18 protein-coding genes, 1 tRNA gene and 3 pseudogenes are annotated in these 24,486 nt (G+C 38.9%); 12 read left to right on the top strand and 10 right to left on the bottom strand.

The annotated features are described in order from the left end of the window. Nucleotides 1-1,159: 1,159 nt before the first annotated feature. Both CER18_RS04390 and CER18_RS04385 read left to right on the top strand, forming a co-directional pair. On the top strand, nt 1,160-2,002 hold the full coding sequence (locus CER18_RS04390) for a radical SAM protein (RefSeq protein ID WP_245410049.1): 843 nt from the start codon (nt 1,160-1,162) through the stop codon (nt 2,000-2,002). Then, complete coding sequence (locus CER18_RS04385; protein WP_245410048.1) at nt 1,980-3,779, top strand: MFS transporter; 1,800 nt, start codon at nt 1,980-1,982, stop codon at nt 3,777-3,779. The genes CER18_RS04390 and CER18_RS04385 overlap by 23 nt, the downstream gene beginning before the upstream one ends. Nucleotides 3,780-3,842: 63 nt before the next feature. On the opposite strand, the pseudogene CER18_RS10015 reads toward CER18_RS04385, so the two are convergent. The 3 genes and pseudogenes from CER18_RS10015 to groES form a co-directional block, all read right to left on the bottom strand. Beyond that, nucleotides 3,843-4,307: pseudogene (locus tag CER18_RS10015) on the bottom strand (integrase arm-type DNA-binding domain-containing protein); the annotation flags it as partial. Between the two features lie 327 nt (nt 4,308-4,634). Further along, nucleotides 4,635-6,278 carry a chaperonin GroEL gene (gene groL, locus CER18_RS04375; RefSeq protein WP_039758355.1) on the bottom strand — a complete coding sequence of 548 codons (1,644 nt, stop codon included), beginning with the start codon at nt 6,276-6,278 and terminating at the stop codon, nt 4,635-4,637. Between the two features lie 56 nt (nt 6,279-6,334). Beyond that, complete coding sequence (groES, locus tag CER18_RS04370; protein WP_005774667.1) at nt 6,335-6,631, bottom strand: co-chaperone GroES; 297 nt, start codon at nt 6,629-6,631, stop codon at nt 6,335-6,337. A gap of 230 nt (nt 6,632-6,861) precedes the next feature. On the opposite strand from groES, the gene fumC reads away from it, so the two are divergent. Next, nucleotides 6,862-8,250, top strand: a complete 1,389-nt coding sequence (gene fumC, locus CER18_RS04365; protein ID WP_100128865.1) for a class II fumarate hydratase — start codon at nt 6,862-6,864, stop codon at nt 8,248-8,250. Between the two features lie 1,467 nt (nt 8,251-9,717). After that, entirely contained in the window at nt 9,718-10,611 is an 894-nt protein-coding gene (locus tag CER18_RS04355) for an outer membrane protein (RefSeq protein ID WP_100128863.1), read from the top strand. A 1,557-nt stretch (nt 10,612-12,168) separates the two neighbouring features. Here CER18_RS04355 and CER18_RS04345 read toward each other — a convergent pair. Beyond that, nucleotides 12,169-12,253, bottom strand: a tRNA-Leu gene (locus tag CER18_RS04345). 193 nt (nt 12,254-12,446) lie between these two features. Between CER18_RS04345 and CER18_RS04340 the strand changes: the two genes are divergently transcribed. Beyond that, a complete protein-coding gene (locus CER18_RS04340; protein ID WP_100128861.1) occupies nt 12,447-13,052 on the top strand; it encodes a YqaA family protein in 606 nt (201 codons plus the stop codon). A gap of 12 nt (nt 13,053-13,064) precedes the next feature. Continuing rightward, nucleotides 13,065-13,634: a disulfide bond formation protein B gene (locus CER18_RS04335; RefSeq protein WP_100128860.1), complete on the top strand. Its 570-nt coding sequence runs from the start codon at nt 13,065-13,067 to the stop codon at nt 13,632-13,634. Here CER18_RS04335 and CER18_RS10010 read toward each other — a convergent pair. After that, the gene (locus CER18_RS10010; protein WP_180299381.1) at nt 13,617-13,793 is read right to left on the bottom strand and encodes a hypothetical protein; all 177 of its coding nucleotides are present in this window, start codon (nt 13,791-13,793) and stop codon (nt 13,617-13,619) included. The two genes, CER18_RS04335 and CER18_RS10010, sit on opposite strands and share 18 nt — an antisense overlap. Before the next feature lie 274 nt (nt 13,794-14,067). Between CER18_RS10010 and CER18_RS04330 the strand changes: the two are divergent. After that, nucleotides 14,068-14,587 (top strand): annotated as a pseudogene (locus tag CER18_RS04330) (type II toxin-antitoxin system PemK/MazF family toxin). 605 nt (nt 14,588-15,192) lie between these two features. Here CER18_RS04330 and CER18_RS04320 read toward each other — a convergent pair. Together CER18_RS04320 and CER18_RS04315 are read right to left on the bottom strand one after the other, a co-directional pair. Next, on the bottom strand, nt 15,193-15,399 hold the full coding sequence (locus CER18_RS04320; RefSeq protein WP_100128858.1) for a hypothetical protein: 207 nt from the start codon (nt 15,397-15,399) through the stop codon (nt 15,193-15,195). Between the two features lie 291 nt (nt 15,400-15,690). Continuing rightward, on the bottom strand, nt 15,691-16,335 hold the full coding sequence (locus CER18_RS04315; RefSeq protein WP_100128857.1) for a hypothetical protein: 645 nt from the start codon (nt 16,333-16,335) through the stop codon (nt 15,691-15,693). A gap of 1,118 nt (nt 16,336-17,453) precedes the next feature. Between CER18_RS04315 and CER18_RS04305 the strand changes: the two genes are divergently transcribed. The 3 genes and pseudogenes from CER18_RS04305 to CER18_RS09875 form a co-directional block, all read left to right on the top strand. Then, nucleotides 17,454-18,272: a VIT1/CCC1 transporter family protein gene (locus CER18_RS04305; RefSeq protein ID WP_100128855.1), complete on the top strand. Its 819-nt coding sequence runs from the start codon at nt 17,454-17,456 to the stop codon at nt 18,270-18,272. 392 nt (nt 18,273-18,664) lie between these two features. Then, nucleotides 18,665-19,201: a dUTP diphosphatase gene (dut, locus tag CER18_RS04295; protein WP_100128853.1), complete on the top strand. Its 537-nt coding sequence runs from the start codon at nt 18,665-18,667 to the stop codon at nt 19,199-19,201. A 1,000-nt stretch (nt 19,202-20,201) separates the two neighbouring features. Then, nucleotides 20,202-20,336 (top strand): annotated as a pseudogene (locus CER18_RS09875) (integrase); the annotation flags it as partial. 253 nt (nt 20,337-20,589) lie between these two features. Here the strand turns inward: CER18_RS09875 and CER18_RS04285 are convergent. Together CER18_RS04285 and CER18_RS04280 are read right to left on the bottom strand one after the other, a co-directional pair. After that, nucleotides 20,590-21,189 carry a biopolymer transporter ExbD gene (locus CER18_RS04285; RefSeq protein WP_100128851.1) on the bottom strand — a complete coding sequence of 200 codons (600 nt, stop codon included), beginning with the start codon at nt 21,187-21,189 and terminating at the stop codon, nt 20,590-20,592. Beyond that, the gene (locus tag CER18_RS04280; RefSeq protein WP_100128850.1) at nt 21,186-22,061 is read right to left on the bottom strand and encodes a MotA/TolQ/ExbB proton channel family protein; all 876 of its coding nucleotides are present in this window, start codon (nt 22,059-22,061) and stop codon (nt 21,186-21,188) included. The genes CER18_RS04285 and CER18_RS04280 overlap by 4 nt, the downstream gene beginning before the upstream one ends. 981 nt (nt 22,062-23,042) lie before the next feature. Here CER18_RS04280 and CER18_RS04275 point away from each other — a divergent pair. Together CER18_RS04275 and CER18_RS04270 are read left to right on the top strand one after the other, a co-directional pair. Then, nucleotides 23,043-23,381 carry a DUF883 family protein gene (locus CER18_RS04275; RefSeq protein ID WP_100128849.1) on the top strand — a complete coding sequence of 113 codons (339 nt, stop codon included), beginning with the start codon at nt 23,043-23,045 and terminating at the stop codon, nt 23,379-23,381. A 3-nt stretch (nt 23,382-23,384) separates the two neighbouring features. After that, on the top strand, nt 23,385-23,837 hold the full coding sequence (locus tag CER18_RS04270) for a phage holin family protein (RefSeq protein ID WP_100128848.1): 453 nt from the start codon (nt 23,385-23,387) through the stop codon (nt 23,835-23,837). A 141-nt stretch (nt 23,838-23,978) separates the two neighbouring features. Here CER18_RS04270 and CER18_RS04265 read toward each other — a convergent pair whose 3' ends face one another. After that, complete coding sequence (locus CER18_RS04265; protein WP_100128847.1) at nt 23,979-24,392, bottom strand: hypothetical protein; 414 nt, start codon at nt 24,390-24,392, stop codon at nt 23,979-23,981. Nucleotides 24,393-24,486 lie beyond the last annotated feature (94 nt).

The following is a 24,486-nucleotide window of genomic DNA, read 5'->3' as shown; positions in this document are numbered from 1 at the left end:
CCCCCCCGTACCACACACCACCCCCATCACAAAATAGGCTTGAAAGCACAAGGACTCTTCTCTACTGCTTTCTGTAAATTTGCAAAATCGTAAAAACGTAGAGCTGTAAAATGAACCATAAGAATGTGCACTTTAGCCCCCATACCACGCACCAATCCCCTCCGTTCCACACACCAGCCCCGTATCACGCACCAACCCCATACCACGCACCAACTCCGCATCACACACCAACCCCATCACAAAATAGGCTTAAAAGCGCAAGGTCTCTTCTCTACTGCTTTCTGTAAATTTTCAAAATCGTAAAAATGTAGAGCTGTAAAATGAACCATAAGAATGTGCACTTTGTAAGAAAAATGACGGGTGTAATAAGAAAGGTCGAGAAAAAAGCACAAATGAAAGGAATGAAATATAGCGTGCTACTCGTGGAGACATCAAAGCTGTGATATATTAGGAACTATAAGGATAGACTATTAGAGATAGAGGGTTAAAGCAAAGATAAGGCGAAGCTTCTTTTCCACGTAAAAAAACCGCTTTCCAGAACAAAAAAATAATTGAAAAATTTTTCTTCTAAGAAGCTGATTTACGCAACAACTATTCTTTATTTCCGCCCCAAAAAAAACTTTTTAAAATTACTTGATAAAGCAGAGCATTGCATATTTCTTATTGCGATTGAAATAAGGAATAATACTTTTTGAATGAACTTAATAATTAAAATGGAAATTAGCTGAGCACAAGAGTTTTTCGATTTATACCGGTATAGGCCAATTCGTTTTCCAAACTGAATATTGCGTAATACAATTAAATTGGCTTAACAATTATAAAGTTGTAAGTTTTCAGATTTTTTACAAAATACTATAAGGTACATAATAAGAATATGAGGAGGATATACTGTTGCGGCAAAGCTTAATGTAGAGACAGAGATTTTAGCATCAGATTTTTCAATCTTGTTAAAAGAACGAGAAAAGAATGGTTTTCTTTTAAAGAAGGAAAACTTGATGAGTGCGCCAGATTCGATTTTTGATCTTAAAAAATTATGGGTACCTATAACGTCTGTTATACATATTATCCAGAATTGCAATAGCCCTTGTATCATGTGCGATTGCTGGAAGATTAAGGAAAAAATTGACATACTCCAGAACGTTTAATCCCCTTATTGAGAATGTTGAAAGAAAAAGGAGCAGCCTCAGTGATGCTTTCTGGGGGAGAACCTTTAATGCATCCGAAGCTTAAAGATATTTTATTAACGTTGAATGAACGAGGTCTGCCTGTTGAATTAAATACCAATGGCATCTTATTGCATAAAAATTTATGGATTTTACAGTATGACATAAAGGAAATTGTTATTTCTATGGATTCGACGAGTATTCAAGGATATTATGATATACGGGGAGCGAATAAATTTGATCGCGCGTGGAAAAACATTGAAACAATTAAGAATCTTCAACCTCTGCAAAGTATAGGAATAAGAGCGACAGTTACCAAAGAGATCCTAGAAAATATTATTAATTTTATTGATTTTTGTATAAGCAAAGATGTCGATTATATCGGATTCAGCCCGCTCGATACATCGTCATTTAGTTTTTCTAGAAAAAATCATACAAACGATCGATCTAAGACTTTAAAAAACAAAATTCTTCCGCCAAACGCCTCACTTTTTCATTGGAGAGATGAATTATCAAGGAAAGAATCCCCCCTTCAGATTTATATAGATAAAAAATTCCAAGAAAGGAAAATCTCATGGACGTCACAAAATTTTGTAAATTGTATTAATTATTACTTGGGCGAAAATTCTACGTACGTTTCGTCGCCGTTAATGTGTTTATTTCCATTTTCATCCTTGGTATTGGACGATAATGGAGATTTAAAAAATTGCTTTTATTCAGAAGCTTTTGGGAATCTACAAAATTATGAGGCAATAGATTGGTCTGCTCAAAGCGTTTTAAAATCTTTGAAAGAATCTGGTGCATGGAGCGGATGTCGTGGGAAGGTATTTTGTGGATAAGGTTAAGCAATTTAAGATTTATAGTGTTAGCAAGTCTACTGCTCTCGTGGTTGCTGTTTTACCACTTTTTTTGTCGGAAAAATTGCATTTGTCGCAAGCGGATATTGTTTTAATCGGGAGTTATTTTTTATTGCTTCCTTTGATCTTAGAAGTCCCCTTGGGTTTATTATCAGATGTTTATGGAAGTAAGCGCGTTATTTATATTGGGCTGTTTTTCTTTCTTTGTGGTTTTTTAGCTCTTTTTATGAATTATGCATATTTTGCTTACGCCACTTATTTGTTGTGTATTACATTAGCAGCCGCTTGTTTCTCAGGTGCGGAAGATAGTTTACTCTTTTCTATAGTACCAAAGCATCGCACACTGTTTTCCGTTAAGTCTGAAGTGGCTGCTGTTACCTATAGTGTGACAACGGTACTTATTTTTTTAGGGGGAATACTTTATTATGTGCATCCTGCATTGCCTGTGATTTTTCAAGTCCTTTCATTAATTTTTGCTATTTTTATGTTTTCAAAACTGACGAAGGGATTAGATAGTTTTCATATCAACGCTCATCCGAGTATTTTCACAGTTCTGTGCGCCAGCCGTAAAGAAGTCAAAAATCCTTATCGCTTCACTCTTATTTTTTTAAGTGCAGTTTCAGCTTTTGCTATTTTGGTTAATAATCGAACTGTTTCTATCGCATTTTCTGATTTTTTGCCATTTCAACCTGCTATTTTGGTTTCGATTATTTTTATCATTGGGAATTTTTTTTCAGCAAGTTCCAATATATTGTTTCAGAAGTATTTTTCAAAGTTTCAAAATCCTATTTTTCCCGTCTTAATGATTGGTTGTATGGTAACCATTGCTTTTTTTCTCATGTCATTTCAAATCATTGCGGCTCTTATATTAGGATTTTTACTGCTATGTGTTTTTAAATCTGCTTATCGATCTTATTTGTCGTCTCTTCTTATAAATTCACTGATTGATCCCAAAGCTATCGCGACTGTTTTATCATTTTCAGCCATTATTACAGCTGTTGTATCCTTTGCATTCAGTTTTTTATACGGTCATGTTTTTTCAACATTCTGGCAAGCTAATTTGTGGTTGGCAGTGGTTATGGCTGTGATTTTTGGGGGGGCTGCTTTAATTATTTTTGTCAAAAAACAAGAAATCATTTGGTTACAGCCTGAAAATGCACAATCGTCAAAACAACATTTCTTGAAACGCAAGCATCAAGAGTTTTGCTATGGGCAAATTTATCCGGAAGCATCGTGCATTAATGAAAACATCAAGGATGGCTCTTTTCGACAAAGTCTCTATCCTGCACCAAATTTGATAACACTTTGCGATGAAGTCGTCGAATGGGAGTTTATCCGGGGTACTGTATTGAGCCAAATGGATTTGCTCCATCAAAAGGCGATTATTGATCAAATCAATAAGATCTTTGAAGATCGATTAAGCAAGAATATAATCTTATCACATGGAGATTTACATCCTGATAATATCATTGTTACTCCTGAGAATTCTTTTATGGTCGTGGATTGGGATTTATGTCAAGAAGCCAGTCCGGAATTGGATATCTTAACATTTTTCACCAGTCCAAGATTATCTCTCAATTTAGAAGAACGGATAGACTATATTTCTCATTTGCTGTCGATATCAAAGGATGAAGCTTTACCAATGATAAAAGCGTTTGTGGCTAAAAAAATTTCTGATCTTTGTCTATACCAAAATATTTTCATAAAACAATTAGTATTGGATTATATGAACTTGAATAAGGAATTTCATGGGCGATAATATTGTAATTTGTAATGAAAATTGCAGTGCGGGCTGCAATCATTGTCCGTATTCGATGCCTCATGCAGCCGCATGTTTGAGACAAAGATTAAAACGTATCAATGCTTTTTCTGCTGTTGTAGCTTTTGTATGCCAGATAGGGGCAAGGGTATTGCATATCTCTGTTTGTGTAATCTCTAAAACGGGTAAACAGCCTAATTTGGGGAGAATATGAAGGCATAAAGGTGAAAACTATTTACCATTTTTCCCATCCCCTTTTAATTCGGTTTTACGGTTTTCAAAAGCATCCATGGCAATGTCTTTTAAATAATGAAGAGTGCTTATTACCTCACACTTTTGTTTATTGCGTTCTTGAATAGGGTCACGCCCTTCACGTAAAACAGAACGCCACCCAGTTGCCAATTCACGGGCTTGTTTTAAAGAAACATCTCGCAACGCTCCCGAGCCCATTTCACGGTGGCGCCCGTGAAGGGTATAGCGGTAAATCCATTGAGCTCCTCCATCTTTACGTTTATGAAGAAGCAAGCCGCACCATCACACTATTTTTCAACCGCCAATGTTGCGACAGCCCTTGGCACTTGGGAGTGTTCATAAGGGCCATTTTTAGTCTTTTCTTATCCAAATTTAATCCACACACTCATCCCGCTTATGACGTGCAAGCAAATGACATTGATTGATTCAAGATAAACAGATTTGAAATGAGAGAATTTGACGTTATTCGGGACTCTCATTCAATATGAACAACGATAGATTATCATTATAAATCAATGCATTACAAAAAACAAGAAGAAAAGAAAGAGACAAAAAAAACGGGTCGAAAAGACCCGTTTCTTAATTATCTTTAGGGAAAAGAGCTTAGAAATCCATTCCGCCCATTCCGCCCATTCCACCAGCTGGCATTGGAGGCATTGGAGCATCTTTCTTTGGCATTTCAGCCACCATTGCTTCTGTTGTGATCAGAAGGCTTGCAATTGAAGCCGCATTCTGAAGAGCAGACCGCACCACCTTCACAGGATCAACAATTCCCAAAGCAATCAAATCACCAAATTCACCGGTTGCGGTATTGTAACCAAATGTGTCGGCATTATTTTCAAGCACTTTGCCCACAATAATCGCTGCTTCTTCACCAGCATTGGTTGCGATTTGGCGTGCTGGAGCCTGGAGAGCACGACGAACGATATTAATCCCTGCTTCTTGGTCAGGATTACTTCCCTTAACGGTCAACGCACTTGCTGCACGCAACAATGCGGTACCACCACCAGCAACAATACCTTCTTCCACAGCCGCCCGTGTTGCATTCAACGCATCATCCACACGGTCTTTCTTTTCTTTCACTTCAACTTCTGTTGCACCACCCACACGGATAACAGCAACACCACCAGCGAGTTTAGCCAATCTTTCTTGCAATTTTTCACGATCATAGTCAGAAGTTGTTTCTTCAATCTGTGCTTTAATCTGATTAACACGTGCAGTAATTTCAGCCTTTTGTCCAGCACCATCAATGATGGTGGTATTTTCTTTAGAAATATTCACTTTCTTTGCACGTCCAAGCATATCCAAAGTGACATTTTCAAGCTTAATACCCACATCTTCAGAAATCACCTGTCCAGATGTCAAGATAGCGATATCTTCAAGCATTGCTTTACGACGATCACCAAACCCTGGTGCTTTTACAGCAGCAATTTTCAAACCACCGCGCAATTTGTTGACCACGAGCGTTGCCAAAGCTTCACCTTCCACATCTTCAGCAATGATAAGAAGGGGTTTACCAGACTGTACAACCGCTTCCAAAACAGGAAGTAAAGATTGTAAATTGGACAATTTCTTTTCGTGAATGAGAATGTAAGGATCATCAAGATCGGCAACCATTTTCTCAGCATTGGTGACAAAGTAAGGGGAAAGATAGCCACGGTCAAATTGCATACCTTCCACGACTTCCAACTCCGTTTCAGCCGTTTTAGCTTCTTCCACGGTAATAACGCCTTCATTGCCCACTTTTTCCATGGCATCCGCGATCATTTTACCGATTTCAGCAGCACCATTGGCCGAAATGGTTCCAACTTGCGCAATTTCTGCTGAAGTTTGGATTTTTTTAGCTTTTTTGAAAAGATTAGCCACCACTTCATCAACAGCAGCATCAATTCCGCGTTTAAGATCCATAGGGTTCATGCCCGCAGCAACGGCTTTAACACCTTCTTGGACAATAGCTTGTCCCAAAACAGTTGCCGTTGTTGTTCCATCCCCAGCAATATCATTGGTTTTAGAAGCAACTTCGCGCAACATTTGGGCACCCATATTTTCGAACTTATCTTCCAGTTCGATTTCCTTTGCAACGGATACACCATCTTTTGTGATACGCGGCGCACCAAATGATTTATCAATCACCACATTGCGCCCTTTAGGGCCGAGTGTCACCTTAACCGCATTAGCAAGGATATCGACACCGCGCAACAAACGCTCACGCGCTTCACGGCCAAATTTGACTTCTTTAGCAGCCATTTAATTTCTCCTTGGAGTTTTTTTAAAATAGTACACAATGAAAAATTGAGCGCGTCTTAGCCCATAATTCCCATAATGTCAGATTCTTTCATGATTAAGAGGTCTTCCCCATTAATCTTGACTTCCGTTCCAGACCATTTTCCAAATAAAATACGGTCCCCTGTTTTGACTTCTAAAGGCACGCGCTTTCCGTTATCGTCGAGAGCGCCATTGCCAACAGCAATAACTTCACCTTCTTGTGGTTTTTCTTTTGCTGTATCAGGAATGATAATCCCCCCAGCGGTTTTATTTTCAGATTCAACCCGACGAACAACGACACGGTCGTGAAGTGGGCGGAATTGTATATTAGCCATGTTTTAAATCCTTAAAACTGAACATAATTGCGTTAATCTTAGAAAGTTCTTGCTAGCACTCTTAAGTTATGAGTGCTAACACTATTCAAGATATAAAATCGGCTTTTCTCAATGTCAAGGAGAGCCATAAAATAATTTCTCTATAAATGAGACTTCCATGTCTTGCTTCTTCTTGCACTTTCGCGTTATTTAGCTTTTTTAAGAACCCGTGAACAAAAAAGGATCTTATCATGGTTGAAACACGTCAGGAAACGGATAGCTTTGGAACGATTTCGGTACGCCAGGATCGTTATTGGGGAGCACAAACTGAACGTTCTCTGCATAATTTTAATATTGGCACTGAGAAGCAGCCTCTCACCATCATTTACGCTTTAAGCCTTGTCAAAAAAGCAGCCGCCCTTGTCAATATGGACAAAGGCAAGCTTTCTCCCACAATTGGAAAAGCGATTGTCACTGCCGCCGATGAAGTTCTCTCTGGCGCCTTCGATACGCATTTTCCCCTTTCTGTTTGGCAAACAGGCTCAGGGACACAAAGCAATATGAATGTCAACGAAGTGATTGCCAACCATGCGAGCATGCTTTTGGGAGGCAAACTGGGAAGCAAAAAGCCTGTTCATCCCAATGACCATGTCAATATGAGTCAATCCTCCAACGATTCTTTTCCCACAGCGCTGCACATTGCCACCACGCTGCAAACGCGCCAACATCTTTTTCCTATTCTTGAAGCACTGATTACCACTTTTAAGAAAAAAGAAGAAGAATTTGCCGACATTATCAAAATTGGACGCACCCATACACAAGATGCCACCCCCTTAACGCTTGCACAAGAATTTTCAGGCTACCGGGTCGCGCTGGAAGCCAATCTTCATCGTATTGAAACAGCCCTTGCTGATGTTCAAATGCTTGCCCAAGGCGGAACAGCTGTGGGAACCGGACTCAACGCTCCAAAAGGTTTTGACGTTGCCTTTGCACAAACCATCAGCGACCTCACAGGAATATCCTTTAAGACAGCGCACAATAAATTTGAAGCGCTTGCCCATCATGGCGCGCTTGCGCATTTCCACGGAAGCTTGAATGCCTTAGCCGCTGATCTCTTTAAAATTGCCAATGACATTCGGTTTTTAGGCTCTGGTCCCCGTTCCGGCTTAGGCGAACTCAACTTGCCTGAAAATGAACCTGGCTCTTCTATTATGCCTGGCAAAGTCAACCCCACCCAATGTGAAGCCATGACCATGGTTGCAGCCCAAGTCTTTGGTAATCATACCAGCGTAACCTTTGCCGCCAGCCAAGGGCATTTTGAACTCAACGTCTATAAACCTGTTATTGGCTATAACGTTTTACAATCCATTACCCTTCTTGGGGATTGTATGCGTTCTTTTGATCTGCATTGCATTCAAGGATTACGTGCCAATCGTGTTCATATCCACGCGCTCATGGAACGCTCACTGATGTTAGTCACCGCTCTTGCTCCAGAAATTGGCTATGAAAAAGCCGCTGAAATTGCCAAGGCAGCGCATAAAAATGATACAACTTTGCGCACTGAAGCTCTCAAAGCAGGCGTTTCTGGAGAAGATTATGACCGGCTGGTTGATCCCAAAAAGATGATTGCTCCGCAATAAAGAATCCTTGAGAGAAGAGGCAAACTTCTTAAACCTTATGCATAAAATCATCGGGGTGCCCACGCCCCGATGATGCTTAATTATGATGAATTCCCCACACTATTCATGTTCAACGCCCATCCCCGTTTTGTCTCTTGCAAATTTGTCTCTTGCAAAAATGAGATAATAGATTGATGATAAAGATACTCTTTATCCAACTTGAATAAACAATCTCGAAGACCGTAAGATTCTCTTAAATTTTAATCCATTTATATTCAATCAATCAAAATCATTGGCAAAATCATTGGCAAAATCATTGGCTCGCACATCACAAGCGAAATGAGTGTATAGCGTAAAATTGTTTAAGACTACGGCTCCAATAAGAAAAGAAAAAATGCCTCGAATGAACCATCTCAAAAAACCAAGGAGGTGTTCCACAGCATTTTAAAGCAGGCTCAAGTGTGTAATGGTGCCGGCTTACTTTTTTATGAAGCGTAAAGAGCATAAAGAGAGGCGTGCCAATAGAAGAACAGCTGTTGGAAAAAAATGCAACGCCCTGCAAAGCTTTGACGATGCCTCTGCTCAAAACAATCCGCACCCTCACAGAAATATATCCTTGACACTTTGCAATAAATTTGAAGCGCTTGAAATTTGAAGAGCTGGGCCCTCACATAGCGCTCTTGCGCATTTCCCTCAAAAACCTAAACCATGCATTGGCCCTCTTCAAAATGATCAATAACATTCAACCTTGAGGCTCCAATTCACATTTCAACTGAGAGGAACGAGAAAAATAATTTATCGTTTTACATGAATGAGAAACCTCATAGAATAGCACTCTCCCACTTCCCCCCTTTTTATTCTTCGTATTGCCCCTGATTATTTTTCATATTCCCCCTCTTTATTTTTATCCCCCCCCTGATTATTTTTATCTCATTGAATTAAATCCAAACAATGCGCTTGGATCATCACAGACAAGCGTGGCATATCGATAAAAAACAATTGAAAAAAGAAATTTGCTCTTCCTCTCAAGTCCTCAAGGCTATCGACATACAAGAAGCATCATAAGATTGAACAAAGAATATGAGGAACCTACTGTGCATATTTTTAATACGAAATATGTTGATATGAAGCATAGATATTAAGCACAAACATAATAATCATTATGGATAATGTATTTATCACCAAACAATAAAAAATATTCTTATATCTATAAAATAATGTTTTTAACAATCTAAAAAATTATTGATTACACCATAATGTTTTATAAAATACAGAGAACACTGAAGGAATACATTCCCCAAAAAAATCTTTAAAGCCAAGGTTTATATGGGAAAGTTGCAAGACAAACACAATTTTTTAAAAAAGCTTAATAATGAAAAATTATGGATTTTTAGAATATTTTATTTTCATAATGATAATTATGTATAGATTTTTTAACCAATTCATGCATAATAATCTCTATTATTTGAAATAAATGGGGATGTATTTATGAATACAAAATGTTTAACTGCACTATCTCTTTTCACTTTTATGGCTGTTTCAACAGCGCAAGCAGCCGATACGGTAATCTTAAAACAACCAAAATCGAATGTTTCAGCGCCAAGTGATTTATCACCAAAGATCGCACCGGTTACTGTTTCAGCGCCTTTTTCTTGGTCTGGTTTTTATTTTGGCGGACAAATTGGATATCTTTCTAGTAAAAGCGCTTTAGATTACCCATCAGAAGCCAAGGGTGGAAAATGGGCTTGGGTCAACAGAGATTTATCACCAAAACCAACAGGATTTGTCGCCGGTGTTTATGCAGGTTCTAATGTTGATTTTGGAAATAACCTTGTTGTCAGTTTTGATACGGACATAGTCTGGTCGGACAGAAAAAACACCCAAACGGACAATGGAAAAAAAATTCTCGATGAATTAGACACTATTAACGCTGCCTTTCATGAAGCTGGAATTCCTATTATAAAACCTGCCGCTCAGGATGAAACGATCCCCAACTATGGTGATATTGTTGTAAGCAGTGTAACGTTGAAAGAAAAATGGACTGGAGCTTTGCGCGCGCGTATTGGTTTTTCTTCCCATCGTCTTATGCCTTATATTGCAGGGGGTGTCGCCTACTCACAAATGCAATATATCCTATCACTTTTAGCAAAATCACAAGAGGATTCGACAGTCGTCTTTGCTTCTGGTGATGTATTCAATGAAACAAAAACAATGATTGGTTATACGGTTGGTGGTGGCTTTGATCTAGCCATGACAGATGACATTATCATGCGGACAGAATATCGCTATACAGATTTTTTTAAACAGAAATTTGAAAATGATGGACTGAAAGTGAGTGCCCAAACGCATAATTTTCGCCTTGGTATCGCTTATAAATTCTAATGTCTTTTAGAAAAAATAAAACGTTTAAAAAGCCCTGTTAAAAACGGGGTTTTTTTATGTCTCTCCTCCCTTAAGATAAAGTCTCTAAAAACCAACGCTCAACTCTCAACAAAGGATGGCAAACAAATCCAGCGTCTTAGTCAAGTTTCTATTCTCTCATCCTTTTATAGGCTGCATTTGAACAATAAACGTTTAACCCACACACCATTACGCCATTGGCGCCTTCATGAAGTCAATGAAAGCATAGTATTTCTTTAAAACAAAGATGGATATTGCGCATCAAATATAGCTGATGATGCTAACATGATAACAGCATAAAGGAGAAGTCTTGTGTATGCTTATTTTCAACCTCTTTTTTCACGCTTAAAAACCAATGCTTCTTAATCGACAAACAATCGATTTTTTCCAATGTCCATTCACCTCTCACCTCTTTTTTCCTTAACAAAGTCGCTTTATAGGCTAACGAGAGTTGATTTTCTCGCCACATCTTCAAGAACAAAGATTTTAAACCCCATTTTTACCCGCCCTACTTGCCCCCCTCAAACCTCATGTCGGTTTGTCAAGAAATGACAACTCTTAAAAGCCGCTTCTTCTCGACTTCCCATTTTATGGGGATCCATGAAACCTTAAAACTATGACAAACCCTAACCCGAATATTCAAGAGGCACTTTAAAAAACGCCTCTGAACATTTCAAAAAGCTGCCTTCCACACTTTAAATGATCAAATGACGACGTTTTACCACTGTTTTATCCAAAATAGAGCAAGGTTATTGCCAATCTCTGTTTGTGTCATTTCTAAAACGAAAGAGGCAATTTCATTTGAGGAGAATATGAAGTTGTAAAAAGCAAAAAAACCACTTGTAAAAACCCCAAGCCTGCCCCTCTTCTTGTCCTTCTGCTTCAGCAAAGCAAAAGCCAAACGCTCTCTTTAACAAAAACGCTCTTTTAAAGAGTGAAGATTAAACATGGTCCACACGCTTTTGTTTCTAAGCTTTCTTAGATCATCCCCCTCATGGCATAAGAAAGCGCTTCAAACCAAACACACGCCCCCCCAACACAATTGCACATGCATGAGCTTATTTTCAAGAAACACTAAACCCGCACCCCCTTTTTGCAACGCTGTTCGTAAAGAGTAAAGCTTCCCATGGAAATAATATAAAATCTATTATTTCTCGATTTTTGCACTTAGTAAACGATAAAGAAGCAAACGCTTACCATGCCTCACTTTGCCAGCTCTAAAATATTCGACAGCCCTTGGCATTTAAAGACGGTGCAAAAGAATCATACTTTTCTTAATATAATTTTATGCCACGCAAACGCATCCAGCTTGTAATGTGCAAAAGCTAGGGTTTTGATTGATTAACAATAAACAGTCCTCAAATGAGAAAATTCTCCGATATTGGAGGGTGTTTATTCAACAAGCAAAACGGTGAAGACTCTTTATACATCACTGATTTAAATGCCAAGGTTTGATAAATCCTAAGGCGTTATAAATTCTAGGGTTTTATAAATCTATGTGATGCAGCACAATAGGACAAAGGGGAGGTATTTATAAAGTGGTGCGGGTGGTCGGACTCGAACCGACACTCCTTTCGGAACCAGATTTTGAGTCTGGCGCGTCTACCAGTTCCACCACACCCGCACTTGTATTATAAAAGACAGACTTGTCGATTATCTCTCTGCACTATATGAAGAAGAACAGATTCGTCAACACCAGACTTCTCATTTTTTAGAATTTCTCTCATTTTCTTCTCTGTTTTATGGAATATTCTCTTTATGGCATTTATAGCAATTTCATTTGTAAAGTCTTTACCTCTTAAATTTATAAAAATCTTATGATATTAAACAAATTAAAGCTTTGGACGATTTCTTTAGCAAATCGGCGTACAGCACCACACTGGCTTGGTTTCATTGCCTTTATTGAAAGTTCTATTTTTCCAATTCCCATAGATGTTTTATATATCCCGCTGCTTCTTATCCGTCAAAAGCAGGTTTATCGCTACGCTTTAATTGCCACGATCTGTTCTGTTTTAGGAGGCATTGTCGGTTGGTTCATCGGACATTTTGCCTATGACACCCTTGCCAAACCCATTTTAGAATTTTACGGAAAAGTTGAAAGTTTTGAATCTCTAAAAAACAGTGCAACCCTACAATTTCTGATTATTTTACTGATAACATCAGGTTTTTTTCATCTTCCCCCCATCAAAATTGTCACAATTTTGGCTGGTGTGATGAGTGTACGTCTTGAACTTTTCATTCTCATTTGTATTTTCTCCCGAGGCGCTCGTTTTTATCTTCTCGCGTGGCTGATTAAACATTTTGGACAAAAAGCAATGAATTTTCTAAGACAACATTTCAAGTGGATTATCCTCTTCGGTTTTGTTAGTCTCCTTTTGATTTATGGGATTTTCATTGCTTTTTTTCATAAGCAATTTTTATAAGGAACAGATCCAATGGTACGTGTTTTGTCTTCCCATTCATTTTTAAAAGAGCATCTTCATCTTGAACCCAGCAGGAAAGAACAAAGTTTATGGGCGTTTTTTCTTGCTTTTTGCTTATTCGCCACCCTAGGTCTTGCTCTTGGTTTTGAACATCTTGGCGGATATCTTCCTTGCGATTTATGTCTTATCGAGCGTTTTCCCTATTACGGTGCCATACCATTTTTGCTCTTAGCAGGTTTTGGAGCATGTTTTTTTCGCATGTCTTCTTGGATACAACTTTTATTTTTATGTGTCTTTATCTTAATGAGCATCAGCCTTGTTCTCGCCATTTATCATGCTGGTGTTGAATATGGCTTTTGGACAGCCCCCCTTAGTTGTGGTTTAAACGCCATGCGAAAAACCACCAATATTAACCAACTGCTTAACCAATTAAACAACATTCACCCTCCTTCTTGTTCTCAAGCCTCTACGCGTTTTCTTTTTCTCTCATTTGCTGGCTGGAATGTCGTTGCAAGCCTATTTTTCACCCTTATGAGCCTCTATATTACTTCAAAAGGTATTCTTTCAGACCACAAGACATAAACAACCACCTGCCCCTGCACGCACCAAGAGCTTGCTTACTCTTCGACAAACACCATACAGCCGCACATAGGGGCTCCACACGCCCCAAAATACCCATCCCCCTCCAGACGCATAAACAATTATCCCCTTTAAACTTAATCCCATACACATTCCACACATATCATCTTCTCCTCAAACTTTTCCTCATTTTTTAACGGATAAAACAACCTTTTATTGTAACATATCCCTCTCTTTTGTTTTTCATATCTTTGCTGTTTTAAGGTTGTTATCCATGTTTTTCTCTCTAAAGGAGAAGAGAAACAACAAAAACAACGAATATCTGTATTTTATTGTTGTGCTTCTCTGTACTTATAAGCAACATTTTGATAGAAACAGGCGTTAGAAAAGCGATCAAACAATCGTGAGGGGCCCCATAAAAATTGAATGGTCAACCATGCCTGAGGATAAAAACACAGCCCCTCCCTCGCTTACCCCTTTAGATATCTGTCACCTTGAAGCGCCTCCGACTGTAATGGAACATGATCATGCCGCTTGGCGCGAACATGAGAAATTCAGGGATTTAAACGCGCCTTACACAAAACCGCCCCATATAAAACCTCGGCTCAAATCAGCCCCTCGCATTCGACAAGTTTTTTGGTGCGATTTTCCTCATGATTCGATCTTACCTGAATTCTGGAAAAAACGTCCTGTTTTAGTGCTCTCTAAGAATGCAAAACTCTATGGTAATGTTACGGTTTTGCCATTTTCGACAAAATCGCAACCGAACAATCCTGCAGCTTATGCCCTACAATCTCCGATAAAACGTAAAAAAAGCGTGGATTATCTGCAATTATGTGACAACAGTTTCAGTAAGCCGTCTGAGTTGTTCACGGAGCATTCCAAGATTATCGGAGGAAGAATTTCATAAAGTTGTTGCGCTTATGCTTAAACATTTACCGCGTTTACCCCATTGACTTTTTTTAAGAATAAGCGTATACAGAGAGGCATATACGGTATCAGTAATGGTGGCCGCTTCCCCGCAAGGGGAGATAGGAACGAAGGAGTGGGAAACCGCTCCTTTTGTCATTCTCTTTTCCTCATTGCAGCGCCCCTTTTATGGGAAATATCCAACAATACCATAACCATCATCACGCAAAAGAGACTAATAACAAACTGAAATGAAAAAGTTTGCCCGATAGCAGAGCTTATAATTTTCCCTCAATTCCCCTTTAGAAAACAAACTTCATCATAAACAGCCCGCAGAATCTATTCTCCTTTGCCCGATCACCTTGAAAACACTTGTCATTCCTCAAATATTGATCCCCATCACACCCTAAAACATAGGCCGTTCATCACTTCCATTGAAAAGAGATAATAGACAAGAGATAAACGAGAATGTTGATCATCTGCATATCAGCAGCATAGCATTCCATCGTAACCACGCCATGCCCCTATTTTTCTTTTCGCATTTCCCTTATGATAAATTATATCCTTTTCATATTGTACCATAGAGTGTTTTTTTCCATAACGTAAATTTTTCAAGAGAAATCCTTTTCCGCTCACAGATGACAAGGTTTCTTCATGGAGAACGCGCATGGCGCTCAGCTTTGACCTTTTCCATAACAAAGGTAAGTTCAAACTTTAACCAAAACGACAATACACCTATTCTAAACGATTTACGCACCACCTCATTGGCAACAGGCTGCTCCGATATCGGTATATTCGATGCATTGATTTGAGAATTTTTTGCGCTTCCACGCCCCGTAAAAAAAAATATTTTGATCATATTCAATTCCCTTATTGTGAATACGGATTGAACGATGCCAAAAAAAATCAAACAAAAATAGAGGGATAAGTTACGAAAACTATAGGGTAAATTTTGCTGCCCCAAAATGTCTATTTTTCTTCCTCTAAACAATCATTGAAACACTATAAAAATTATTTTTATTGAAAAACAACGACTTATAATCTAGGGGAGAAAGACAAAAACTTACCTCAGAGAAGGAGATTATCTTCAACATTATCAAAAAAAGCAGCACACTTTTAGTAATCTTTTTGTTTTTTTCTTTTGATAAAATCAATTGGTAGGTGTCTTAGGCGCCCCTCCGGTAGGTTCCCAATTAGCAATACTTGAAATCTGCTCAATAACATCCTCTTTTAACTTACCAGTTTTCTTATTGTGTAAATCATATTGATCAGCATTCTGTCGCAACCATTCTGCAAGCGTTGCTTTAACAGTTTTACCACCCTTAGCCTCGTTCACCGCTTCCCAAGCTGCAACAGCTGCAGCAAGCTTTGGAGCATAGCGTGGATGCGTTGGATCTTGAAACGCATATTTTTTATCCTTAGTGTCACGAGAATCATCTTCAGGGAAAAAAAACGCAGGGCGCAAACCACGCGATAAAAGCCATTTTTTTAAATCTTCAACGAGAACATATGAGGAATCTGCATCTATAAAATCCAAAAAATTATAGTAAGACCATTCTATCTCTAATCGATCGTCTTTTCCTGCTGAAACAATGGCATGATAAGCTGCTCGGAAATTAGCAGTACTTTCTAATGATAAAAGAAACTTACCTTCGTAAATATCACTCTTTTCTGGTTCTATTTTGTTGACAAAACGACATTTTCCTGGATTCAAACCAGCTATTAAAAATGCTGCCTGCGGTATTGTTAGTTTTTCAGGCAGCCGCCATAAATCCAAACCTTCACCAATGTCCATAGATGCTCCATTTTTTCTGCACAACTTAATTCTTTTTTAAAAACATCAAAAACGTTTGTTAATGCACAATTCGGCTCTTTCACGTTGCAAATGACCCCATACTGTAAATAAAGATACAGCACCCACACCCCTCCTTGTGAAGCCAATGATTTGAATTGATTCAATATAACAAGTTTTGAAGTAAGAGAATCCTACTGAATTTGGGGCTTTCATGCAAGATATAAGGCAAGTTACAAGGCGATAAATTGCCCTTTTAAAGCATCAATTTTCATACGTGATCAGACAGTTGGATATGATCATATCTCTTCATTTATGCACTGCCACCCTTAAATCTGCCCCCCTGCAATCACAACCCAAAAGATAATTCGTTAACACTGACAGATCCACCTAAATGCAAAAGCTATAACAACGCTCAATGTGCGTAAATATCATAAGAATATTGGCTTATACCTAAGCAGGATGCGGAGCGTAAAACTGTGCAAATAAAATGCTATAATGAAATGTGCTAAAAGCTGTCATAACATTGGGAACAGAAGGGTATGAGAGTGCCGGCTTGCTCTTTTATGAAGCTTGAAAGTGAGAGGACTCAATGGATTTAAGACTCAATGGATTTTTTTATTATTTCATGGGGCTTTAGCACCCTCCCCTTCTATACGCTTCACCTATACGCTTCACGGATGCCCTTGCAAAATAGGCTTTTGTTGCTTGAAAAAAGTCTCTTTAAAAAAATGATCTCAAAATGCAAAAGTTTTTATTGCCTTTTGAACGCATCAAATAAATGATGCCGCTGATCTCTTTCTTTCCCTATATTCTTCAAGCATCAAGTACACATGAGAATGCGCCATTGAAAACTCTCTTTGAGCAAAATAAAGCATATTTTCTCTCAAGGCTTTCACACAGCCCCTCTCAGACCCCACTTTATAAATCACCCCACTCAATAAATTCTCTTGTACTTCCTTGTATTTGCCAGATTTGCCAACTTTACTTGTATAAGCCCCAGCACTCTTTTTTTTCCAGCGCAACCTTTTTGCACTTTTTCAGTTTTTAACTTTTAGGTTGACTTTCAGTTTATTTTTCTTCATGTTTTAGAATTATTCTAAAGTGCAAAGGAACAGAGAATGTTGAAATCGTTTTTTTCATTTGTACAGCGTAAAGCTCTGTCCTTTCGTTCAGCACAAAAAATGCTGCTTCAAGCGCTCAAAGCAAAAGAGCAACATGCTGCGCTCTATTTAAAATATGCAAAAGCTCTAGAGCCTTATTCCGCTAAGGAAGCTGCGGTTTTTACGGCAATGGGGCTTCAAGAGCTTGAAAATTATAAGCAACTTTTGTGTCTTTCCTGCCATAATCGCGCCCACACAGCGGGTGGATCGGGTGGATTATGTGAGCAAACTTCTTTTATAAAAAGGAAAGAAAGCCAACCTTCACCGAAAAAGACAGCAGCAAATCACACCATAAAAAAGCCCTCGAAAGCGGAAAAACAAACCCTTTTGACATGGATTCAACCAGGTCTTGCAGGGTTAATGGACGGCTCTGTTTCTACTCTTGCCCCCATTTTTGCCGCAGCTTTTGCCACAGGAGAAACACATCAAACCTTTTTGATAGGGCTCTCAGCTTCCATTGGTGCAGGACTTTCAATGGGTTTCACAGAAGCAGCCCATGATGATGGAAAATTATCAGGGCGTGGTTCACCCTTAAAAAGAGGTCTTGCCAGCGGCATTATGACAACATTAGGGGGTTTAGGTCATACGCTTCCCTATTTGATCCACTCTTTTTACCTCGCAACAGTGATTGCCTTTATCGTTGTTTTTTTCGAACTAGGCGCCATCGTCTGGATTCAGAACAAATATATGTCGACCCCTTTTTGGCGCGCCTCTTTACAAGTCATCATTGGAGGGGCTCTGGTTTTTGCCACAGGGATTATTATCGGGAGTATTTAAAAAAACACAGCCCCCATAATTTCGATCTCTCGTATAATTTTGAGCTCCAAGAGGGTTCCTTTTAGCAAAACATCAAATCATCATTGGAAATGCCCTTCTTAAAAGGGCTCTTATGGTGCTTTGATATTTTGACCTTTAGTATCTAAGGAATCTTATAACAAATTATTGAGATCGCAAATGCACGTGTTTTTTCATCGGCATAAGCCATTATTGGAAAGGCCATTCCGGAAGGTGTTATTGATTCTGATTTGGAATCTTGTGGATCAACAAAAGATGATAACCAAGCTCTGGGGACAACCTATATCAAAAAACCTTTATCGACTTGTTTTATGGCTATCTTTTGTTAAAGTATCATTTTTCTTGAAATCTCATATTTTGGACACACCTTGATCATGCCGAACACTGAAACCAACGCTCCTCTAAACACCCAAGAAAATGGTGTTTCTTCTCACTCTTCACACTCGGTGACTTTATTCGTTCAACGTCTTGAACACGGACAAGGTTTAGAACTTCCTCACTACGCAACAGCAGGTTCTGCCGGTCTTGATCTGCGTGCAGCCCTTGGAGAAGAAGAAACACTCGTCCTTGCCCCAGGGCAGCGTGCCCTTATTCCAACAGGTCTCATTTTTCATTTATCACCGGGCTATGAAGCACAAATACGTCCACGCTCTGGTTTAGCTTTAAAGTACGGCATCACATGCCTGAATACCCCTGGAACCATTGATAGTGATTACCGTGGCGAAGTTAAAGTCCTTCTCATCAATTTGGGTCAGGAAGACTTTTCCATTCAACGAGGCATGCGCATTGCCCAAACAGTTATCGCCCCCGTAACCCAAGTGAATGTTTGCGCTATTGAACCAGAACAAAATACCCAACCCCATAACGAAAGCCGTGGAACAGGTGGTTTTGGTTCAACAGGACACAACTAAAAAGCTCTGAAAAATCTGCTTTTTTAAAAAACAAGCTCACGACTCTTTTACATCTCTATCTCTTGATTTTTGGGGCGTCTCTTGGGCTTTTAAAGTGCAAAAGGTGCGCGCGTTTACATTCAAAACTCCTTCGCTAAACGCGCGCGCCCCTAAAGCAGCATCCTTTTTTCTTCCATCTCTTACTCAAACGTTACAATACAATGCCGTGACTTTATCCATTCAGCATCTTAAAGCTTGGAATAAGAAAACTTTCTTGCCATGGCTGGTTCTACTGATCTTGATAAACATACAAGCCTTTAGAGGAGAAAATCCTTTGCACGCAGTGCCCTTATTTCAACACGTCTTTCCTTGATCTCTTGGAGCTTTTAAACTGTTAAAGCACGCACATCCTTCCACGCTTCTCATTTAGCGCCCGCCCCTTCACATGCCCCCTGAAACGATTAACAATGATAATTGAGACAACACATCATCTTGATTGGATTAAGAAGACATTCATTGTCTTGTAACGTGTAAAATGAGCCATCCAAATGCCATAAGATTTTCTTATGACAAATTTGTTTTTTCATCCATTAAAATCCAAGTCTCTTATTCGTTATAAGTCCATGACAAGCGCTGCTTGCTTGGGCAGATAAAAACTAGAAAAATACCCTATAATAAACCGTACCCATAACCGTCATCTCCCATAACCRTCATCCCYCATAACCGTCATCCCATTGAAAGAAGAGGCAAAGCGTATCATGATGCTCTCTTTCTCTTTTATAAAGCATCAAAATGAGGGTGCCCAATAGATTTTTTTATTCTTATTTTATCAGGGCATTATTCGTGCAAGATATTGATTTATAATGATAATCTAGCGTTGTTCATATTGAATTAGAACTCCGAATAACGTAAGATTTTCTTATTTCAAAGCTGCTTATCTTGAATCAATCAAAATCATTCCCTTGCACGTCAAAAGCGGGGCTGGCGTGTGGGTAAAAACTGTATAAGAAAGGATTTAAAAATGGCTCTTATGAACCGTCTTAATGCAAGATCTGTCGCAACATTGGGGGCTGGCAAATAGTGTGATGGCGCCGGCTTGTTACTTCACAAGCGTAAAGATGGTGGTGCTCAATGGCTTTATCGTTATACCATTCATGAACACTGTTGCAAAAGCTTTTAGATGCATTAAGACACAAAGAACAATGACAAGGGCTGTTTTATAACGCATTTTTTGCAACACTATGGCGATATTGAGAACGTTTTATCATCTTAGTCGACTTCATTTCACGCTCTCTAGCATAAGCGCGATTTAATTAATCGATGACAGTCTCATCATCAATTTTACTCTGTCACTTTGATGAAGCAGCTTTATATTCTTCAAACTTTCCTTGTTTAAAAGGCGCTTTTTATCACGGGGCAGAAGCTGTTCCAGAACTATGCGTGTCTACGGTATCGCTCATTGTAGCCGCCTCCACATGCCCCACCACATTAGCGCCCGCTGCCTCAAGGGCACCGTCTGCCACAACAGGTCCATTTGCCTTCTCGGCTGTTTTATGATTGCCCTCACCCCTTGCAGCAAAATGAGGAGAATTTTGCAATCCGACAAGACCAATTTTACGATATCCCGCCATGCGTATTTGGTTTAATAAATCGATGACAATGCCATAATCAATTTCACTATCTGCTTTGATTAAAATTTTTGTTTCTAAATTTTGTTTGGTTTCTCTTAACAAAGTTTCTCTCAAAGCTGCTTGTTTTATCAGATGATCATCAATGTAAAGAGAATGATCTTTTTGCAAAGTAACATAAAGGGGCTCATCAGGTTGAACCACTGAAGGGGCTTGCGTTATAGAAGGAAGCTGAACAGGGATGACAGATGTTGCCAATGGTGCAGCAACCATAAAAACAATCAACAACACCAACACAACATCAATAAAGGGCGTCACATTGATTTCACTGTGCAACCCACTATCCTCTGTTTCCCAATCATCATTAAAGCTTGCTTTCATTTTGTATGACTTTTCTGTTGTTTTTGTCGATCAAGCTCACGGCTCAAAAGCCTTTCAAGAGCAGCAGCAATATCCCCTAAATCACTGCGATAACCATTCAAAGCACGCATAAGGCTATTATACATAACAACGGCGGGAATAGCCACAAAAAGCCCAATCGCCGTTGCAAATAAGGCCTCAGCAATTCCAGGAGCCACCACATCAAGCCGCGTTGTTTGCGATTGAGCAATTCCAATAAAAGAATTCATAATTCCCCACACCGTTGCAAAAAGCCCCACAAAGGGTGCAATGGCGCCAATGGTCGCAAGAACAGCGTTCCCACACGCAACACGCCGTGTTGCAGTCAGCAAGCAGCGCGATAAAAGCGAATGAACCCTTTCTTTTAAACCTTCATGAACATCGCGCACATAGACATCGCGAGAAACATCGCCATATTGATCATTTTCTTCATAAAAGAGGATATCTTCAAGCGTTTGTGCACTTTTCCTTGGACCAGCTCTCTCACCAGAGCTTTCGCTTGTCCCTTCAGCAGCAACAAAATTAACCTGTTGTGTAGAAAGATAGACCTCTTGCAAAACCTCTTTGAGAAAAAACACCCCCGCCCCTTTGCTTTCTTTCAAGCTCGCAGCCAAACGTGTAAGAGTCTGAGCATTAAGAACCAACCGGAGTTCATGACGCACACGTCGTTTTGCCAAAGTGATCTCAACAATTTTCACAAAAGCAATTGTCCAAGACACAAGAGAAGCAAGCAACAAAAGAATGATAACCGCTTTCACCACCCAATCAGCAGCCATAAACATAGAAAAAGGAGAAAAATCATGCACTGCCAATACAGCAGAACTCTTCTCTAAAGGGACTGTTTCAGATTCCATTTTTGTCTCACACTCTTGCGCTCTTAACCTTCTTTATATACCGGATCACCATCCCGCATAGCATCACTGTTCCCCCATGCCATTTCCCTTCAACATCACATCCGCATTCCTCTTAAGAAAGAAAACTTGATAAATCAAGTATAGTTTTCTTCCCTAACTTCTCTCTTATTTTAAAGAAACCCTTCAACAAATTTATCTTACTCACTCAATTTACGCTGTAAATTTGGCAAAATGATAGACGTGTTAGAAATATTTCAATTTATAAAAATAACGCCTTATCTTTCTACTTACAATAATTGACTTGATTAAGAATAATTTATCATCATTCCTGTTGAATAAGCCCTTCCTATCGCAAGCTTTTTTCATTTCAACCGCTCTTGAATAAACCCAACAAAACATCGCCATGCATGGAATAATTTGTACGGGATAAACAGCAAAGATAAAACACTTGAAGAAAAAGATATTCACCTCTTAAAAAAAATCAATTCTCTGAAATCCCCTTTTTACAGTTAAAAGGTGCCATAAGATTTCTAAAAAAAAGGATGATCGCATTCTTTTAAATAGGTAAAAAAGATCATGGAGAGCCCCATTAAGACTTTAGATATATAAGCACTATTCTTTTCTCTTCTCTGCTTTAAAAGCCTAAAAATAGCATGACTTCTCTTGCAAAATTTCTCCTGCAAAATCATACCACAGTCCTATTTTTTACCAATACCAAGTCCTTAAAAAACAAGTCTCAACCTGCCTTTTTTAAAAAATTTTTATAAAAAAACCAACAAAGAAGATTCTTTATGGGCAAGAGTCCATCTTATAAGCGCGATTTATTTTATCAAAAAACAATTTTAAATTCGACACAATGAAGGGAACCAAAAAAAACTTTTAGCGTTACCCAAGCAGTAAAAATTTTCACTCCAATGCAAATGATTACGATGAACACACCAACACAAATATAACAAATAGACAAGAGAGGGAAAGAACATCATGGCCAATAATAAAAACAMAAAAAAAAAWAAAACCGCCGCAGAAAAAGACCTACAAAATGAGCTCCAAGGACAACTAGAAACATTACGCCATGAAATTTCAGGGATGACCTCAACACTGACAGATCTTGGTGCAAAAAAATTCAATGCAGCCAAAGACAAAGCGGAAAAACTGTATCACTCAGCAAAGGAAAGCAGTGAGGACATCATGTCTCAAGCAAAAGATAAAATCAGTGATCTTGAACAAACCATGAACCAATGCGTTCGCAAAAATCCTGGCAAAAGCGTTTTGTTTGCCGCAGGGGTTGGTTTTATTCTTTCTCAATTACTGCGTCGTTAAGCAATGCATAAATTTATCGCTCCTCTTTTAAACCATCTTGTCGGTGGAGGGCTTAAAAGCACGGTTAAGCAAGTGCGCCTTCAAGCCATTTGCTGTGGATTTATTGGTATTTCATTATTCATGGCTTTGCTTTTTTTATGCATGATTGGTTTTCTTGCGTTATGTATGGTTATGAAGCCTGCCGCCGCCGCCGGTATCCTGTTTTTAATTTGGCTTTTTCTTGCAGGATTAGCCTTTATGATCAACCGAGTTCTCAAGGCTTATCAACGCTATGATCAGCAAAAAAAGACTGAAGAACAACGCCACCAACTCATAACGGATGCGACGATTTCCAGCCTAGCTGCGCTCAGCCAACATCTGCCTTTTGCCAAATTGGGTGTGCCCATTCTGGGATTAGCAACTTATTTTCTGTGGAGAAAAGATAAAAAAGACCGCTTTTCGGATGAAAATATGTAACACTGTCATTCTAATCCCCCCCCGGGTGTTTTCTTTCTTTCGAGAGAGAAAACACCCTTTTGTTTTCCAAGTCTTTTTAGCTTCTTCAAACTTTTGAGAAAAAATACCCTTTCATTTTCGCTCAAAACTCCATAGGCTCGATTAAATCTCTTTCAGATTGCACGCCCTATTTTTCACGAACATAGCAACATGATGCAATGCTTGCGTTAAAATTTTTGGTTTGATTTGAAGCGATTTGCTGTTTTTTGAAGGTAGGGTGGATTCAGTTTTGCTTTTTTCTATTTTTTCATAAGCCTTTTTTTCATGATCGAAGGCCATGTTATTGATTTGAGTGTGCTCAGAGTTTTCTGAACCTTCATTTTTGTTACAATTACAATTTAAGTTAGGGGTTGTATGTTCTATGTGTATGTCACTAGCGACATATATGTATGTCGTTTTTGATTTTTTTACTTTAAAACCTCGTTGTAAAATCCCTTCAAAAAAACCTATTTCCTTGTGCAATTTTTCCACCGAAGCTTTGGCCGACTGGCCAATAATATGAACGATTTTTTGCATTCTAGAAAAAAGATTTTCAATATAGTAAAGCTTTCAAATGACTATTTTTTTGCCCATACAACCTATCACAACAGTGAAGCGAAATGACGCATAA

The sequence above is a fragment of the Bartonella tribocorum genome (genome assembly GCF_002777915.1).
GTDB classification, from domain to species: Bacteria; Pseudomonadota; Alphaproteobacteria; order Rhizobiales; family Rhizobiaceae; genus Bartonella; species Bartonella tribocorum_A.
This window is presented reverse-complemented; position numbering and strand designations above follow the sequence as displayed.